We start from the raw sequence: 15,434 nt of genomic DNA on the forward strand, positions 1-15,434 counted from the left end.
GCGCTGTACCGGATCGGCTGGACCGTGCGGCGGCTGACCGGCGGACCCGCGCCGTTGGCGCGTCGGTCAGGTGTTGGCGACCTCGAGACCTTCCTTGATCGGCGCGCCCGTCCGGGGCAGGGGGAGCGTCTCGACGAGGCTAAGGCTCCCTCGCGCATGGTCGAGATGGCAGAGCGGGAAGCCTTCGATGACCGGGCCGCCGGATGGCTCGCGATGATGGATCAGGCCGAAGACCTCCACCCCGTAGCGCGGGCCTGCATGGGTTTTCATCTCTGGCACGTCGCGGAGCTTTCACCGGTCGATGACCCGCTGGAGGCCGCAGTGACGGCTGCGCGCGTCGCGATCGCCGATCTCGCGCCGTCGGGGAGCGCGCTCGGCGCGATCTTCGCCCCCATCGCCATGGGCGGGGGAGGGGGCTTCCGCGCGATCGGGGACCCGCCCGCCCGGTTAGCACGCTGGCTGAACGCGATGGAGAGCGCGACATTCGCAGCCCTGCGCAGGCTCGAGGAGATCGAGGCTTGGGCGGCTGCCGCAGAGCGCGCGATGGCCCCCCTCTCGGGCAAGACGCCGGCGATGCTGCGGAACCTCTTCGCAAGCTGGCCGCTGGTCTCAGTACAGATGGCCGAGAAAATGACAGGCACGCATCGGGCAACGGTTCAGCGCAACATCGACTGGATGGACGAGCAGGGCCTCATTCGGGAGGTTACGGGGCAGGGGCGATACCGAATGTGGCGGATCGCCGAAACGCGCGCGACAAAGGCCGGGGCGATCCCCGGCAGGCATGATGATCTGCTGGCCGAAAATTTCTTCGATGTGCTCGGTGCGCGCCAGTGAACTAGATTAACTGCCATCCGAACTAGGGGAAGAGCTGCACGAAGCTGCAGCTTTTTTTGCCATTCAACGAAACAACCGCGCCTGAATGATGCAGATCAGCATGCCGATCTATGCCAGATGCTAACAAACGACTGGTTGGATGCGGCCCGAAGGACCAGCGGGTAAAAGTCTGAAGTCGCAAATCTGGAACAGGAAATGACGAAGACATCTTCGGATCAGGCAAGAGAAGCAAGTGTCCCGACGGTAGACGCATCGGAAAACGTTAGATTGCCGGCATTGCAAATTGACATGTCGACCTCCGATCCGCCGAGCCTATCCAAGTGGCGCATCTGGCCGTGGGCAGTCGCGCTTCTGGTTGCTGTCGTGCTTGTTGCAGCCATCTATCTGCAGCCCTGGTCAAACGCACCGGTTTCGGTTGAGGCGGAAAGGGTGGAACTGGCTCCGGCAACACGGGTTCTTGCGGTCAATGGGCGCATAGCTGCGCAGCATACGGTCGATATCCGCGCGCTGGTGGCGGGCACCTTGCGCGATCTTCCGCTGGCGGAAGGCGACAGCGTGCAACAAGGCGACCTACTAGCCCGTGTCGATGCTGCAAGCCAGCAGGCAATCCTGCGTCAGGCAGTGGCAGGGCTGGATGCAGCGCTGGTTGCCGAGGCGCGGGCACAGGATGCGCTGAACCGCGCCGAGGCGCTTGGCCCGAACATCGCCCGCACTGAACGCGACGCGGCTGAACGCACGCTTCTGACCGCGGCACAAGAGGTTGCGCGCGCCACTGCACAGGTCGATCAAGCGCAGGTGCAACTGGACAAACATTTGCTGCGCGCGCCGATGGCTGGAACCGTGTTGGGATTAACTGTCGAGCCGGGGCAAACCATCGACACGTCGACCGTGCTGATGACCGTCGCGAACTTGGACCAGTTGATCGTCGTAACCAATGTGGACGAAGCTTATGCCATGCAGATCAAAGCTGGCCAATCTGCCGTCTTGCAACTCTCTGGCGAGGCCAGCACACATCTAGGGAAGGTCAGCTTTGTGTCGCAACAGGTCGATGCAGACACTGGTGGGTTGGCGGTCGAGCTGTCCTTCGACAGCCCGATACGCGCGCCTGTCGGGTTGACCGTCAGCACAAACATCGTGATCGATGAACGGCAGGACGCGATCACCGCGCCGAGGGCAGCCATCGACGGAGAGGCTGTTTTCGTCGTGACCGATGGCATTGCCACACGTCGCCCCGTGACCGTGATCGACTGGCCCGCCGGGCGGCTGATCGTGACCGACGGGCTGGAACCGGGAGATGTTCTGGTTCTAGATGCCGCCGCTGTGACAGACGGGCAGGCGGTCAGGGTTCTGGTACCCTGATGCTATATGGGCTCAAGATCGCGACTCGCTACCTGACCGCCAGCAAGGCGCAGACAGCGCTGCTGGTGCTGGGTGTGGCTGTGGGGGTGTTTATCTTTGTCTTCATGTCGGCGCTCATCGGTGGGCTGGCAGAGTTCATCCTGTCACGCACCGTTGGAGATATAAGCCATATCACGATCGAAGCCGATGACCCGGATCCGCCGTTGCTGATCCACCGCGATGGTCATGTTCTGGCGGCCATCGAACGCGGCCGCACCCGAACCGCGACCTTGTCCGATGCTGCGACCTATCTGCCCCTGATCGAAACGGTGCCGGGCGTCGTTGCCGTGTCGCCTCAGATCGGCGGGGCTGGGTTCCTCGCACGCGGGGCACAGGTGGCGCAAGTCAGCGTCACAGGGCTGGAACCGGGGCGCGAATCCGCAATCCTGAATTTGCGCGGCTACATTGTGGAAGGTTCTGAACGGCTAGGGTCGGGCATCGTTGTGCTGGGCGAGACACTTGCCGATGATCTGTCGCTGAAGCTGGGCCAAACGTTGCGCCTGCAATCCTCGATCGGGGCGTCGGCGGTTCTGACGGTGGGCGGCATTTACAGCACCGGAAACGGGATGATCGACGCCAGCAGCGTCTATGTCAGCCTGCCGACCGCGCGCACGTTGTTCGCGCTGCCGCAAGGCGTCACACGGATCGAGATCAAGCTGTCGGACCTGAACGCGGCCGACGCCACGGCCCTGCGGATCGCGGCCCTTACCGGGCTTGATGCAGTGCCTTGGACCGACGGTGCCGAGCAATTGATGGAGGCGCTGAATGCGCAGGCGCAGACCGGGTATTTCCTGAAGACCTTCGCGCTTATCACAATCGTGATCGGCGTCGCCTCGGCACTGCTTCTGTCCACCTATCGCCGCCGTCCCGAGATCGGGATCATGCGAGCGATGGGGGCGGGACGGGGCTTTGTGATTTTTGTCTTTGTCACCCAAGGGGCGTTGGTCGGACTGCTGGGCGGCCTGTCGGGCGCGGCGCTGGGATATCTCGCGCTGCTACCCTTCCCCTCGCGCGATGCTTTCGAGCCGGGCACCTTGCCGATGGACATCACCCAAGGCTCTTACGGGCTGGCCATTACCCTGACGGTGATCGGGGCGATCCTTGCGTCTATCCTGCCCGCGCGGTCGGCGGCGCGGGTTGATCCTGTCACGGCGATCGGGCAATGACCGCGTTGCTGCAGGTGTCGGACCTGACCAAGACCTTCGGGTCGGGAGAGGCGGAAACCCGCGTGCTGCGCGGCCTGTCCCTGACCCTTGCGGCGGGCGAGATGGCAGCCCTTTTGGGCCCGTCCGGATCGGGAAAAAGCACGCTTCTGACCATTCTGGGGACATTGATGAAGCCGACATCGGGCCGCTATACCATGCTGGGGCAGGATCTGGTGGCAGCCGATGACCGCGCACTGACAGAATTTCGTAACCGCCATATCGGTTTCGTCTTTCAGTTCCACAACCTGTTGCCCGATTTCACGGCGCTGGAAAACGTGGTGTTCCCCACCGCCGTGCGCGAGGGGCGCGAGACGGCGCAGGCCAGAGCACGGGGGCGCGACCTGCTTGTGCGCATGGGCCTTGAAGCGCGGGTTAATTTCCCATCTTCCAACCTGTCGGGTGGCCAGAAGCAGCGTGTTGCCGTGGCGCGCGCGCTGATGAACCGGCCTGAACTGGTGCTGGCGGACGAACCCACCGGCAACCTCGACCGCGATTCGGCCATGCAGGTGATGGACCTGATCGCGGAGATCAACCGGGACGAAGGCACGACCTTCCTGATCTCCACCCATGACGAGAAAATAGCGGGGCTGTGCTGCCGACAGATCGTGGTGGGGGAGGGGGTTGTGACGGGATAAGCTATTACGCAGATCTTGCAGGCATTCACGAGATATGGAAAAGTCTATCTTAAGCAATTTATGATTACGAGTAGCGCGATGAATGAAGACGATGTGAGGCAAGCTGTAGATCAGTTGATCAGTTTAACGAGATCGCGGGGGAAGATCAGTCAGAAAGCATTTGATACGACATGTGAGGATTATCTCGTTCGCCCGGAGATTGTCGCGAGTAGATTTTTGTTAAAAACGGGAAAGAACTGGTATGAATATAGGCTCAGTATTTCAAAGAAACAGAGCGACAACATAAAGATAGCTTTAAAAATTGCGCTTGATCGCTTTGAGCGTGAAAGCGGTTGGTTTGAAAGATACAAGCCCTTTACAGGGTCGTTGTTCACCTCGAGGAACCGTAAGTATGTTTACATTGGGTCGAGGCTGGATATAGACGGGGATTTGATCCATTATTTCATTCGAGTGAAAGACTTGCAAACGATGAAAGCAGATTGGTCAGACATTCATTGCAATTATCAAGCTCTGGGTGAGATTCTCTTCGACGCGAAATAGTCGTGAATTTAGGAGAGGCCATAAAAAATATTTCCACAATGGGGGCTTTGCGTAGCAATTCTTTGTCGTTTTTTTGTTTCAAGCCTTCACTGTCCCTCTCAGGAACATTCAGGCGAAGGTGTCTTTGACCAGTATGATCAGAGGCACTTATTCTTAAGAAGCGGTTATGCGTCAAAGGCGGCCATCCTCACTGGCCTCAAAGCCCCCCTCTATTCCGTCGCAACCCCGTCAAACGCTTCGTGCTGCGCGTCTGCCTCGGCCTTGGTTTTCCGCGTCACGCCGTCCAGATGTTCTGGTGGGCCGTAGAGCGTGTAGACCCGCAGAACCTTGTCGCCGGAATTGGTCAGGTTATGCGCCGCCCCGGCTGGCACGATTACGCAATCCCCGCTTTTGACCTTATGCGCCACCCCGTCGATCGAAGCGAGGCCCTTGCCCTGTTCGATGCGGAAGAACTGGTCATGGGTTTCATGGGTTTCGACCCCGATATCTTGCCCGGGTTTCAGCGCCATAAGCACCAGTTGCAGGTGATGCCCGGTATAAAGCACCTTGCGGAAATCGTTATTGTCCTCGGTCAGCGTTTCGATATCTGCGATATAGCCCTTCATGTCGATCTCCTGATGTGTTGGGAACATGGCCACTGCCAATGCATATCGGACGAATTCGCCCGCGCTGTGCTAATCTAGATCAGTCAGCAGGCGTCCATTTTGGGCGACACTCCGACGAAAAGGAGTGGCCATGGCAGAAGCATCCACGATTGGTCTGGTCCATGCCGTGCGCGGTGCGGTTGTCGATGTGCGCTATGGCGGCGGCGACTTGCCTGCGCTGAACGAGGCCCTGATGGTCGATTGGGACCAGCCCGGCGCGCTCATCCTCGAGGTGCAAAGCCATCTTGACCGGGCGACGCTGCGGGCCGTGGCCCTGCAGGCGACCGCCGGATTGTCGCGCGGGGTCTCGGTGCGCGCCACTGGTGCGCCGGTGATGGTGCCGGTGGGCCGCGCGGTTCTGGGCCGTCTGCTGGATGTTACCGGCACACCGCGCGATCTGGGCGATGCATTGCCGCCCGACACGCCGCGCCGGTCGATCCATGCCGCGCCGCCGTCGCTGGCCGCGCAAGGTGCGACGACCGAGGTGTTCGAGACCGGGATAAAGGTGATCGACCTGCTGACGCCAATGGCCCAAGGGGGCAAGGCAGCGATGTTCGGGGGCGCAGGCGTGGGCAAGACCGTGCTGGTGATGGAGCTGATTCACGCCATGGTCCAGAATTACGATGGCATTTCGGTGTTTGCAGGCATCGGCGAACGCTCGCGCGAGGGTCACGAACTACTGACCGAGATGGAGACCTCTGGCGTGCTGCCCGGCACGGTGCTGGTCTACGGACAGATGAATGAACCTCCCGGGGCCCGCTGGCGGGCGCCGCTGACCGCTTTGACCATTGCCGAGTATTTCCGCGATACGCGCCATCGCAACGTGTTGCTGCTGATGGACAACGTCTTTCGCTATGTGCAGGCCGGGGCCGAGGTGTCGAGTTTGCTGGGTCGTTTGCCGTCGCGCGTTGGGTATCAGCCGACGCTGGCCACCGAAGTGGCGGGGTTGCAAGAGCGCATCGCCTCTGTTGCGGGGGCGGCGGTAACCTCCATTCAGGCGGTTTATGTCCCCGCAGACGATTTTACCGATCCGGCCGTCACCACGATCTCGGGCCATATGGATTGCGTGATCGTGCTTAGTCGCGCCTTGGCAGGGCAGGGGTTCTACCCGGCGATAGACCCGCTGGCCTCGTCATCCACCTTGCTCGATCCGGCACTGGTGGGGGCCGATCACCACGCCATAGCGGGCGAGGTGCGCGAGACGCTGGCGCGCTTCGCCGAATTGCAGGACATCATCTCGCTTCTGGGGATCGACGAATTGGGCGCGGCTGACAAACGCATCGTGGCGCGAGCCCGGCGCTTGCAAAGGTTCCTCACGCAGCCTTTCGCCGTGACCGAGGCCTTTACTGGAATGCCGGGCAAAGCGGTCGCGCGGGCCGATACGCTGGTAGGGTGCCGTGCGATCCTGGATGGTGCGGCGGATGATTGGGACGAGAGCGCGCTATACATGGTCGGCACATTGGATGAAGCCCGCGCAAAGCAGGCCGCCGCATGAGCCCAACACTGCCTTTGACCATCCTCACCCCGTTATCGGTGGTCGTCAAGGAACCGGCGCTGAGCTTGCGGGCAGTGGATGCCAGCGGCAGCTTCGGGGTATTGCCGGGACATGCAGATTTCCTGACGCGGCTGGCATTGTCCGTGGTCTCCTGGACAACAGGCGAGGGCGCGGCACGGTTCTGCGCGGTGCGTGGCGGCGTGCTGACCGTAACGGCGGGCCGGGTGGCTATCGCCACCCGCGAGGCGGTGGTGGGCGACGATTTGGGCAGGCTGGACCGCGATGTGCTGGCGCGATTCCGCGCAGAGGAGGATGCAGACCGTGTTGAGCATACGGAAAGCACGCGCCTGCATCTGTCCGCCATGCGGCAGATGATGGCGCGGTTGCAGCGCAAGCCCGGGGGAACAATGAAATGACCGAACCGGATGAAACCGACCCTCTGATCCGTGAGGTCCACCGCCATCAGGCCCGCCGCGCCTCCTTTGCCAGAGACGGGGAGCCTTCGGTGGGGCGGCGCTTGGCGCAGATTGGTGTTCTGGGCTGGATCATCGTGGCCCCGATGCTGCTCGGTATTTACGTTGGTCGTTGGCTGGATGTGCGGTTCGACAGCGGCTTGTTCTGGACCGCGCCGCTGCTTCTGGTCGGACTTGGCTTTGGCGGTTGGTTCGCTTGGCGCTGGATGGGCAGCGCATGAGCGATCTGTTTTTCCTCAGCTTATGCCTTGGTGCCGGTGTGGCGATTGGGCTGGTCTATTTCCGATTGGTCAGGGTCAGCTCGGACCTCATGCTTGGCGTCGGGCGTGGCGGGTTGTGGCAAGGTCTTGCCCTGAGCGCGGCGCGTTTGCTGGTTCTTGGCGCGGTGCTGACATTCGCCGCTTTCCAAGGAGCGGGGCCGTTGCTGGCATTGTCCCTTGGTTGGCTGATCGGGCGTTTTGCCGTCTTGCGGTGGGCAAGCTGATGGATAGTCCGCTACTCTCTGAACCCCTGTTTCTGCTCGGCCCTGTGCCGATCATGGTATCGGTGGTAGTGACATGGGCAATCATGGTGGCTCTGGGGCTTGTAGCCTTGCTAACCTGCCGCCTGACGCAAGTTCCGTCACGGGTTCAGGCCGCGGCAGAATTGCTGGTCATCACGGTCGACAGCCAAATCCGTGACGTGACGGGGGCTGCACCTGCGCCCTACCGCGCCTTCATCGGCACGCTCTTTGTCTTTATCCTGATCGCAAACTGGTCGTCGCTGATCCCCGGCATTGACCCGCCGACGGCAACGATGGAGACGCCGGCGGCGCTGGCGCTCATTGTTTTCCTGTCGATCATCTTTTTCGGCATACAGGGCGGGGGTTTGGGTGGGTTCCTGCGCGGCTTTGCGCGCCCCAACCCGGTGATGATCCCGTTGAACATGCTCGAAAGCCTGACACGCACCTTTTCGATGTTTGTGCGCCTGTTCGGCAACGTGATGAGCGGGGTGTTCGTGATCGCCATTGTCGGCTCGCTGGCGGCATTGCTGGTGCCAATCCCACTTATGGCGCTCGACCTTCTGACGGGGGCCGTGCAGGCCTACATCTTTGCGATCTTGTCGATCGTTTTCATCACATCTGCCGTCGAAAAGGGCAAACCCCCGCCCGAAAAGGAGTCCTGAATGGATTACGAAAGCATCATTAGCTTGGTCAGCATCTTTGGCGCGGCCTTTGCGGTCTCCTTTGGCGCGCTTGGCCCCGCGCTTGCCGAGGGCCGGGCGGTCGCTGCCGCCATGGATGCCATCGCCCGCCAACCCGAGGCGGCAAACACCATCTCGCGCACGTTGTTCGTGGGGCTTGCGATGATCGAGACGACTGCGATCTACTGCCTTGTCATCGCGCTTTTGCTGCTCTTTGCCAACCCGATGATGCCATGAGCTTTGATCTTTGGACGCTTGGGTTTCAGGCGGTCAATGTCCTTGTCCTGATCTGGCTGTTGCAACGGTTTTTCTGGACCCCCGTCGCCGCCATGATCGTTGCCCGGCAGGAATCGGCGCAGAAGATGTTGGACAGCGCAGCGGCAGAGCGCGCCAAGGCAAAGGCGGAATCGGCCGAGATCACCGCGACCCGTGCAGGGATTCAGGACGAACGGCGCGCGATACTGGACGCCGCGCGTGCAGAGGCGGAAGCCGCCCGCGACTTGTTGCTGCAAGACGCGCGCGCCGCAGCGCAGGTGCTGCAAGACACCGCCAAGGCGGCCCGCGTCCGCGCCGCTGAAACACTCAAGCAAACCGCTATAGCAGAAGCGCAGGGGCTGGCCGTGACAATCGCCGGTAGGCTGATGGCACGGCTGGATGGGGCTGGCACCGATGCCGCCTTTCTGGGCTGGCTGGCAGAGGGGTTGGCCACCTTGTCTGACATGGACCGCAAGGCCTTGGCAGGTGCCACGATCACGGTTGTCTGTGCAAAAGAAGCCGACAATGACGCACAGGCCCGGATCACAGAAACCATAGCCGGGGCGCTGGGGACAACGCCCGACCTGACGTTTCGCACCGATCCCGACTTGATCGCGGGTTTGGAACTGCATGCGCCCCATGTCACCTTGCGCAATTCATGGCGCGCCGATCTGGACCGTATCGCTGCCGCTTTGGCGGACAAGGACGCTGAGTCCGATGCCGCATGATATCGCATGGCAGCATGACGCGGCCGCGCGTGTGGCGGCGACAGCACTTGGCCCATGTGCCGAGCATCGGGGACGGGTCGAAGAGACCGGTGATGGGGTTGCCATGATCTCGGGGCTGCGGAATGCCCGGCTGGACGAGCTGTTGCGATTTGACAGCGGTGCGGTCGGCTTTGCGCAGGTGCTAGAGCCGGACCAGATCGGTTGTGTTCTGCTTGATGAAGCAGCCGGCCTTCAGGCGGGCGATGCGGTGCGCGGCACCGGCGACGTGGTGCGCGTGCCGGTGGGTGCGGGCCTGCTGGGCCGGATCGTAGACCCGCTGGGCCGCCCGCTGGACGGGAAGGGGCCGGTTCAGGGCGCATCCCTGTCGCCCATCGAGCGCAAAGCCCCCGGCATTATCGAGCGCGACCTGGTCACGGACCCCGTGCAGACAGGCGTTCTGGTGGTGGATACCCTGTTCGCCCTTGGCCGGGGCCAGCGCGAATTGATCATCGGCGACCCGGCCACTGGCAAGACGACGCTGGCCATTGACACGATCATTGCCCAACGACACAGCGACATGGTTTGCATCTATGTCGCGGTGGGGCAGAAAACCTCTGCCGTGCGCCGCGCCGTGGATGCTCTGCAGACCCATGCCGCGTTTGACCGCTGCATCGTCGTAGTCGCAGGATCGGCCACACCGCCCGGCCTGCAATGGATTGCGCCTTTCGCGGGCATGACCATGGCCGAGCATGTTCGTGACGCTGGCGGGCATGCCCTGATCGTAATCGACGACCTGAGCAGACACGCCGCCACCCACCGCGAGATTGCCCTGCTGACGCGCCAATCGCCGGGGCGCGAGGCCTATCCGGGCGATGTGTTCTATGTCCATGCCCGCCTGCTGGAACGTGCGGCCAAGCTGTCTGCCGCAAATGGGGGCGGGTCGCTGACCGCGCTGCCGATTGCTCAGACCGAGGCGGGCAACCTTGCGGCCTATATCCCGACCAACCTGATCTCGATCACCGACGGCCAGATCGTGTTGGATGCCGCCTTATTCCAACAGGGGCAGAAACCCGCCGTCAATGTGGGCGTCTCAGTGAGCCGGGTGGGCGGCAAGACGCAAGCTCTGGCCTTGCGCAATGCCGCGAAATCGCTGCGGCTGGACTATGCGCAGTTTCTGGAAATGGAGGTATTCACCCGTTTTGGTGGCGTGATAGAGCCCCGCGTGCAAGCGAAGTTGACACGTGGGACGCGCCTGCGCGCGGTTCTGCGCCAAGACCAGCACGCACCGCTGCGGTTGATCGACGAGGTTGCACTCGTGCTGGCGGTGCAGAATGGCGTTCTTGATGCGCTTACAGTCAAGGCGGTCGACGCCTTTCGAGACGGCCTTGCCGGTGCGTTGGATGCGCAACTTGCCGACCTGCTGGTCCGTGTCGAGGCGACGGGCATCTTGACGAATGACGACCATGCCGCGCTTCTGGAACTGCTGCAAAAACGGGCCGCCCCCGATGGCTGACGCCGCACTGGCCGACCGAATTGACGGCATCGCACAACTGGGCAGCGTGGTGCGGGCGATGACCGGCATCGCGGGCGCGCGGGCGCGCACCGCCCGGGCGCAGGTCACGGCAGTCGACGCCTATGCCGAGAAGATGGTCGCGGCTTATACGCAGGTTGCGGGCAGCAAGGAACTGCCGTTTGCCGATATGCGGCCCGCGCTTGTCCTATTCTGTGCGGAACAGGGCTTTGTCGGGACCTATTCGGAACGTGTTCTGGACGCGGCGGACAAGGAAAACGCGGATCTGTTCGTGATCGGCAGTCGGGGTGCCGTGATCGCAGAGGCGCGTGGCCTGATCCCGGCCTGGTCTGCCCCGTTGCCCGTGCGCTCCGCCAGCGTGCCAAAATTCGCCGACCGGGTTTTGGCGGCGGTTTTGGCACAAGGCAAGCTGCGTCCCGTCGGCGTGGTTCACACGATCTGGAGCAAGGGGCAGGCGCAGGTCACGCAGCGCGCGCTTTATCCCTTTGCGCCCCAGAGCGGCGAACCCCAGCAGCCTAGCCCGCTTCACAACATAGCCCTTGGCGATTTGGTGGTGGATATCGCGCTGGACCGGCTGCATGCCGATATGACCCGCGCCGCCCTGCATGCGTTCGCCGCCGAGAACGAGGCGCGTATGGCCGCCATGTCGGCCGCCTCACGCCAGATCGACGAGGAACTCGAGCGCCTCAATGCACTGGCCCGCCGCGACAGGCAAGAAAGCATCACTGCCGAGATTATCGAGATCGCGTCAGGAGCCTTGGCGGCGGGATGATGGCACGAAAACCGCGCGCCACCTAACCTGCGTCAGCTTGGTCCTGATCACACTTGGCTAAACTCAGTCCAACACCAAACCAAGGAGAGTTGGGCCGATGCCAAACGCGAAGAAAACGGGGTTCCGTTTCCCCTCTGCCTTTACCATCCTGTTCGCATTGATCGTGTTGATGGCCGCGCTAACCTGGATCATCCCTGCGGGGCAATATGATCGCGTCGCCTCGGAAGCCTTGGGCAAGGACGTCCCCGTCGCCGGAAGCTATGCCCCGACAGAGGCCAATCCGCAGGGGCTGTTCGATGTGATACTTGCGCCCATCGCGGGCTTTTACGACCCGATGTCCTATGCAGCCCGCGCTATCGACGTGTCCCTTTTCGTGCTGATCATTGGCGGTTTCATCGGCGTTGTCACCGCGACAGGGGCTATTGATGCCGGTATCGCCCGGGCCATGGTCCGCCTGAAGGGGCGTGAGAAATGGATGATCCCGATCCTAATGGCGCTGTTCGCGCTTGGCGGCACGACCTATGGCATGGCCGAAGAAACGCTGGCGTTCTATGTCCTACTGATCCCGGTGATGATTGCCGCCAAATACGATGCGCTCACGGCGGTGGCGGTCATCCTGCTGGGGGCCGGGGTCGGTGTGCTTGGCTCGACAATCAATGCGTTTTCGACCGTCATCGCCTCTGATGCGGCTGGCGTCACTTTTGCTGATGGCCTGCTATTACGGCTGGGCATCCTTCTGGTCTGCTTTGCGGTAACGGTTGCGTTTGTCATGCGGTATGCCGCGCGGGTGCGGGCCGATCCGACGGCATCGCTCGTCTATGACAAAAAGGCTGCGAACGAGGCACATTTCCTGTCCGACGCTTTGGGCGAGACGGTGGCCTATACCGGCCTGCACAAGATCGTGCTCGGTCTTTTTGCGCTGACCTTTGCCGTGATGATTTGGGGCGTATCCCTCGGTGGCTGGTGGATGGCGGAAATGAGTGGCTTGTTCCTTGCCGCGGCCATCGCGATCGGCATCGTCGGGCGGCAGGGCGAGGGCAAGCTTGTCGACGCCTTCGTCGGCGGCGCGCGCGACCTGTTGGGCGTGGCGCTGATTATCGGGCTGGCACGCGGCATCGTGGTGGTGATGGATGCGGGATTGATAACAGACACGATCCTGCACGCGGCGGAAACCAGCGTGGCGGGATTGTCGCAGACCGCGTTCATCCTTGTCATCTACTGGATCGAGGTCGGGCTATCGTTTTTCGTGCCCTCGACCTCTGGCCTTGCTGTGCTGTCCATGCCGATCCTTGCACACGTCGCGGATTTCGCCGGCGTAAAGCGTGAACTTGTGGTCACCGCCTTTGCCACGGCCAGCGGCATGGTGAACCTGATCACACCCACCTCTGCGGTTGTCATGGGCGCGCTGGGTATTGGCCGCGTGCCCTATGAACGCTGGCTTCGCTTCATCTGGCCGCTGCTGCTTGTCCTCACCCTAGTCGTCATGGCCGCCCTTGCAATGGCCGTCACTTTTGGAGCTGCGCCATGACCCTGACATACGGTGTTCATTCCGAAGCGGGCCAGTTGCGCCGCGTCATGCTACACAGGCCCGGTCTGGAAATGGCGCGGCTGACACCAGCCAATGCCGAGAGCCTGCTGTTCGACGATGTGCTCTGGGTGAAACAGGCACGGATCGACCACATGGCCTTTGTCGACGCCCTACGCGAACGCGGCGTGGAAGTGGTGCTTCTGCGCGAGATGCTGGAAGCGGTGCTAACCGATCCGAAGGCCCGGCGTTGGTTGCTTGATGCGCGGATCAACGACAATTCCGTCGGTGTTGGGCTTGCCGATGACCTGCATGCCTGCCTGATGGAACTGCCCGCCAATGCGTTGACCCATTTCCTGATCGGGGGAATGAGCCGGGCAGAACTGCCGATTGCCACGGCGGGGGTCGTCGCCCCGATGCTGCGGGACGAGGATTTCTTGTTGGCCCCTATGCCCAACACCATTTTCACGCGCGACAGTTCCTGCTGGGTCTATGGGGGCGTCACGCTGAACCCGATGTTCTGGCCCGCACGACGGCTGGAGACGCTCAATCTGGCCGCGATCTATAAGTTCCATCCCGATTTCAAGGATGCCGATTTTCCCATCTGGTATGGCGACCCGATGGTGGATCATGGCGCGGCAACGCTGGAAGGCGGCGATGTGATGCCCATTGGCAACGGGGTTGTGCTGGTCGGCATGGGGGAGCGCACGACGCCGCAGGCGGTGGGGCAACTGGCCCAAGGGCTGTTTGCGGGCGCCGGGGCAGAGCGCGTGATCGCCTGCCAGTTTCCGCGCGCGCGGTCGTCCATGCATCTGGATACGGTTTTTACCTTTTGCGACCGCGATCTTGTGACGGTCTTTGCAGAGGTTACGGATGCGATCCAGACCTATTCGTTGCGCCCCAATGATACCGGCGGTGTGGCTGTCACGGCGGAAAAGGGGGTGTTCCTGGATGTGGTGGCCGAAGCCCTTGGCGTGAAAAAGCTTCGCACGGTGCCCACCGGCGGCGATGCCTACGAATCCCAACGCGAACAATGGGATGATGCCAATAACCTCTTGTGCATCAGCCCCGGCGTGGTTGTCGGCTATGAGCGCAACACTCATTCCAACACGCTTCTGCGCAAGGCCGGTGTCGAAGTCATCACCATTTCCGGCGCCGAACTTGGACGGGGGCGCGGCGGCTCGCATTGCATGACCTGCCCGCTGATCCGCGACGCTATTTGAAAGGACGAAGCCATGCCTCTAAACCTACAAGGCCGCAGTTTCCTGAAACTGATGGATTTTTCGTCCGATGAACTGCGCTTTCTGCTCGATCTGGGCAGAAACCTGAAAATCGCCAAAGCCACTGGCACGGAGCACCGTCTGCTGGAGGGCAAGAATATTGCCCTGATCTTCGAAAAAGACAGCACGCGCACGCGCAGCGCCTTCGAGGTGGCTGCCTTCGACCAGGGCGCACATGTTACATATCTCGGCCCCTCTGGCAGCCATATCGGCAGCAAGGAAACGATTAAGGACACTGCCCGCGTGCTGGGCCGGTATTACGACGCCATCGAATACCGTGGTTTCGGGCAGGATGATGCCGAAGTTCTTGCCGACTACGCGGGTGTGCCGGTCTATAACGGGCTGACCGATGAATTTCATCCCACCCAGATCCTTGCCGATCTGATGACGATGCGCGAATATACCCATAAACACCTGTCGGACATCGTCTTTTGCTTCATTGGCGATACGGGCAGCAATATGGGCACATCCTTGATGGTGGGGGCCGCCCTGATCGGCATGGATATTCGGCTGTGTGGCCCGCAAAGCCTGTGGCCCGACCCCGTTTTGGTCGATCACTGCCGCAAGCTGGCGGAAACCAGTGGGGCGCGTATCGTGCAGACCGAGAAATTGGCTGAAGCGGCCGAGGGATGCGATTTTATCTATACCGATGTCTGGGTGTCGATGGGCGAGTCGGAGAGCGTCTGGGCCGAGCGGATTGCGCTACTATCTCCCTTCAGCGTGACACAGCAGGTCATGGACCTTTCGGGCAATCCGCATACGAAATTCCTGCATTGTCTGCCTGCGTTCCACAACCGCGACACCCTGACCGGCGAAAAGATATTCCAGACCTACGGTATCGACTGCATGGAAGTAACGGAGGAGGTGTTTGAATCCCCCGCGTCGAAAGTGTTCGATCAGGCCGAGAACCGGCTGCATTCGATAAAGGCGGTTCTGGTCGCCACGATTGGGGGCTAAG

Annotated in this window: 18 protein-coding genes; 17 read left to right on the forward strand and 1 reads right to left on the reverse strand. The window is 61.7% G+C overall.

Annotated features, from left to right (window positions below; genetic code table 11):
* The 5 genes from J1C52_RS13595 to J1C52_RS13615 all read left to right on the forward strand — a co-directional run.
* Positions 1-834: helix-turn-helix domain-containing protein (locus J1C52_RS13595; RefSeq protein WP_255618525.1), on the forward strand; the 834-nt coding region annotated here is incomplete at its 5' end.
* A 288-nt stretch (positions 835-1,122) separates the two neighbouring features.
* A complete protein-coding gene (locus tag J1C52_RS13600; RefSeq protein WP_227428493.1) occupies positions 1,123-2,193 on the forward strand; it encodes an efflux RND transporter periplasmic adaptor subunit in 1,071 nt (356 codons plus the stop codon).
* Positions 2,193-3,398: an ABC transporter permease gene (locus J1C52_RS13605; protein ID WP_227428494.1), complete on the forward strand. Its 1,206-nt coding sequence runs from the start codon at positions 2,193-2,195 to the stop codon at positions 3,396-3,398. The genes J1C52_RS13600 and J1C52_RS13605 overlap by 1 nt, the downstream gene beginning before the upstream one ends.
* Positions 3,395-4,072: an ABC transporter ATP-binding protein gene (locus tag J1C52_RS13610; protein WP_227428495.1), complete on the forward strand. Its 678-nt coding sequence runs from the start codon at positions 3,395-3,397 to the stop codon at positions 4,070-4,072. Before J1C52_RS13605 ends, J1C52_RS13610 begins: the two co-directional genes overlap by 4 nt.
* 78 nt (positions 4,073-4,150) lie before the next feature.
* On the forward strand, positions 4,151-4,612 hold the full coding sequence (locus J1C52_RS13615; protein ID WP_227428496.1) for a hypothetical protein: 462 nt from the start codon (positions 4,151-4,153) through the stop codon (positions 4,610-4,612).
* A gap of 209 nt (positions 4,613-4,821) precedes the next feature.
* On the opposite strand, the gene J1C52_RS13620 is transcribed toward J1C52_RS13615, so the two are convergent.
* Positions 4,822-5,217, reverse strand: a complete 396-nt coding sequence (locus J1C52_RS13620) for a cupin domain-containing protein (protein ID WP_227428497.1) — start codon at positions 5,215-5,217, stop codon at positions 4,822-4,824.
* A 130-nt stretch (positions 5,218-5,347) separates the two neighbouring features.
* On the opposite strand from J1C52_RS13620, the gene atpD reads away from it, so the two are divergent.
* From atpD to argF, 12 genes are all read left to right on the forward strand, one after another.
* Complete coding sequence (gene atpD, locus J1C52_RS13625) at positions 5,348-6,751, forward strand: F0F1 ATP synthase subunit beta (RefSeq protein WP_227428498.1); 1,404 nt, start codon at positions 5,348-5,350, stop codon at positions 6,749-6,751.
* A complete protein-coding gene (locus J1C52_RS13630; protein ID WP_227428499.1) occupies positions 6,748-7,167 on the forward strand; it encodes a F0F1 ATP synthase subunit epsilon in 420 nt (139 codons plus the stop codon). The genes atpD and J1C52_RS13630 overlap by 4 nt, the downstream gene beginning before the upstream one ends.
* On the forward strand, positions 7,164-7,445 hold the full coding sequence (locus J1C52_RS13635; protein WP_227428500.1) for an AtpZ/AtpI family protein: 282 nt from the start codon (positions 7,164-7,166) through the stop codon (positions 7,443-7,445). Before J1C52_RS13630 ends, J1C52_RS13635 begins: the two co-directional genes overlap by 4 nt.
* The gene (locus J1C52_RS13640; protein WP_227428501.1) at positions 7,442-7,708 is read left to right on the forward strand and encodes a hypothetical protein; all 267 of its coding nucleotides are present in this window, start codon (positions 7,442-7,444) and stop codon (positions 7,706-7,708) included. The genes J1C52_RS13635 and J1C52_RS13640 overlap by 4 nt, the downstream gene beginning before the upstream one ends.
* The gene (locus tag J1C52_RS13645; protein WP_227428532.1) at positions 7,705-8,388 is read left to right on the forward strand and encodes a F0F1 ATP synthase subunit A; all 684 of its coding nucleotides are present in this window, start codon (positions 7,705-7,707) and stop codon (positions 8,386-8,388) included. The genes J1C52_RS13640 and J1C52_RS13645 overlap by 4 nt, the downstream gene beginning before the upstream one ends.
* The gene (locus J1C52_RS13650) at positions 8,389-8,643 is read left to right on the forward strand and encodes a F0F1 ATP synthase subunit C (protein ID WP_227428502.1); all 255 of its coding nucleotides are present in this window, start codon (positions 8,389-8,391) and stop codon (positions 8,641-8,643) included.
* Positions 8,640-9,389 (forward strand): F0F1 ATP synthase subunit delta, encoded by a 750-nt coding sequence (locus J1C52_RS13655; protein ID WP_227428503.1) that lies wholly within the window; start codon positions 8,640-8,642, stop codon positions 9,387-9,389. The genes J1C52_RS13650 and J1C52_RS13655 overlap by 4 nt, the downstream gene beginning before the upstream one ends.
* Positions 9,379-10,881 carry a F0F1 ATP synthase subunit alpha gene (locus tag J1C52_RS13660; RefSeq protein WP_227428504.1) on the forward strand — a complete coding sequence of 501 codons (1,503 nt, stop codon included), beginning with the start codon at positions 9,379-9,381 and terminating at the stop codon, positions 10,879-10,881. Before J1C52_RS13655 ends, J1C52_RS13660 begins: the two co-directional genes overlap by 11 nt.
* Complete coding sequence (locus J1C52_RS13665) at positions 10,874-11,671, forward strand: F0F1 ATP synthase subunit gamma (RefSeq protein WP_227428505.1); 798 nt, start codon at positions 10,874-10,876, stop codon at positions 11,669-11,671. The genes J1C52_RS13660 and J1C52_RS13665 overlap by 8 nt, the downstream gene beginning before the upstream one ends.
* Before the next feature lie 97 nt (positions 11,672-11,768).
* Complete coding sequence (locus J1C52_RS13670) at positions 11,769-13,199, forward strand: YfcC family protein (protein ID WP_227428506.1); 1,431 nt, start codon at positions 11,769-11,771, stop codon at positions 13,197-13,199.
* Positions 13,196-14,419, forward strand: coding sequence for an arginine deiminase (gene arcA, locus J1C52_RS13675; RefSeq protein WP_227428507.1), 1,224 nt, complete (start codon positions 13,196-13,198; stop codon positions 14,417-14,419). Before J1C52_RS13670 ends, arcA begins: the two co-directional genes overlap by 4 nt.
* A gap of 12 nt (positions 14,420-14,431) precedes the next feature.
* Positions 14,432-15,433: an ornithine carbamoyltransferase gene (gene argF / locus J1C52_RS13680; protein ID WP_227428508.1), complete on the forward strand. Its 1,002-nt coding sequence runs from the start codon at positions 14,432-14,434 to the stop codon at positions 15,431-15,433.
* Position 15,434 lies beyond the last annotated feature (1 nt).

It is taken from the genome of Roseibaca sp. Y0-43, assembly GCF_020667835.1.
In the GTDB taxonomy this organism is placed as follows: Bacteria; Pseudomonadota; Alphaproteobacteria; order Rhodobacterales; family Rhodobacteraceae; genus Roseinatronobacter.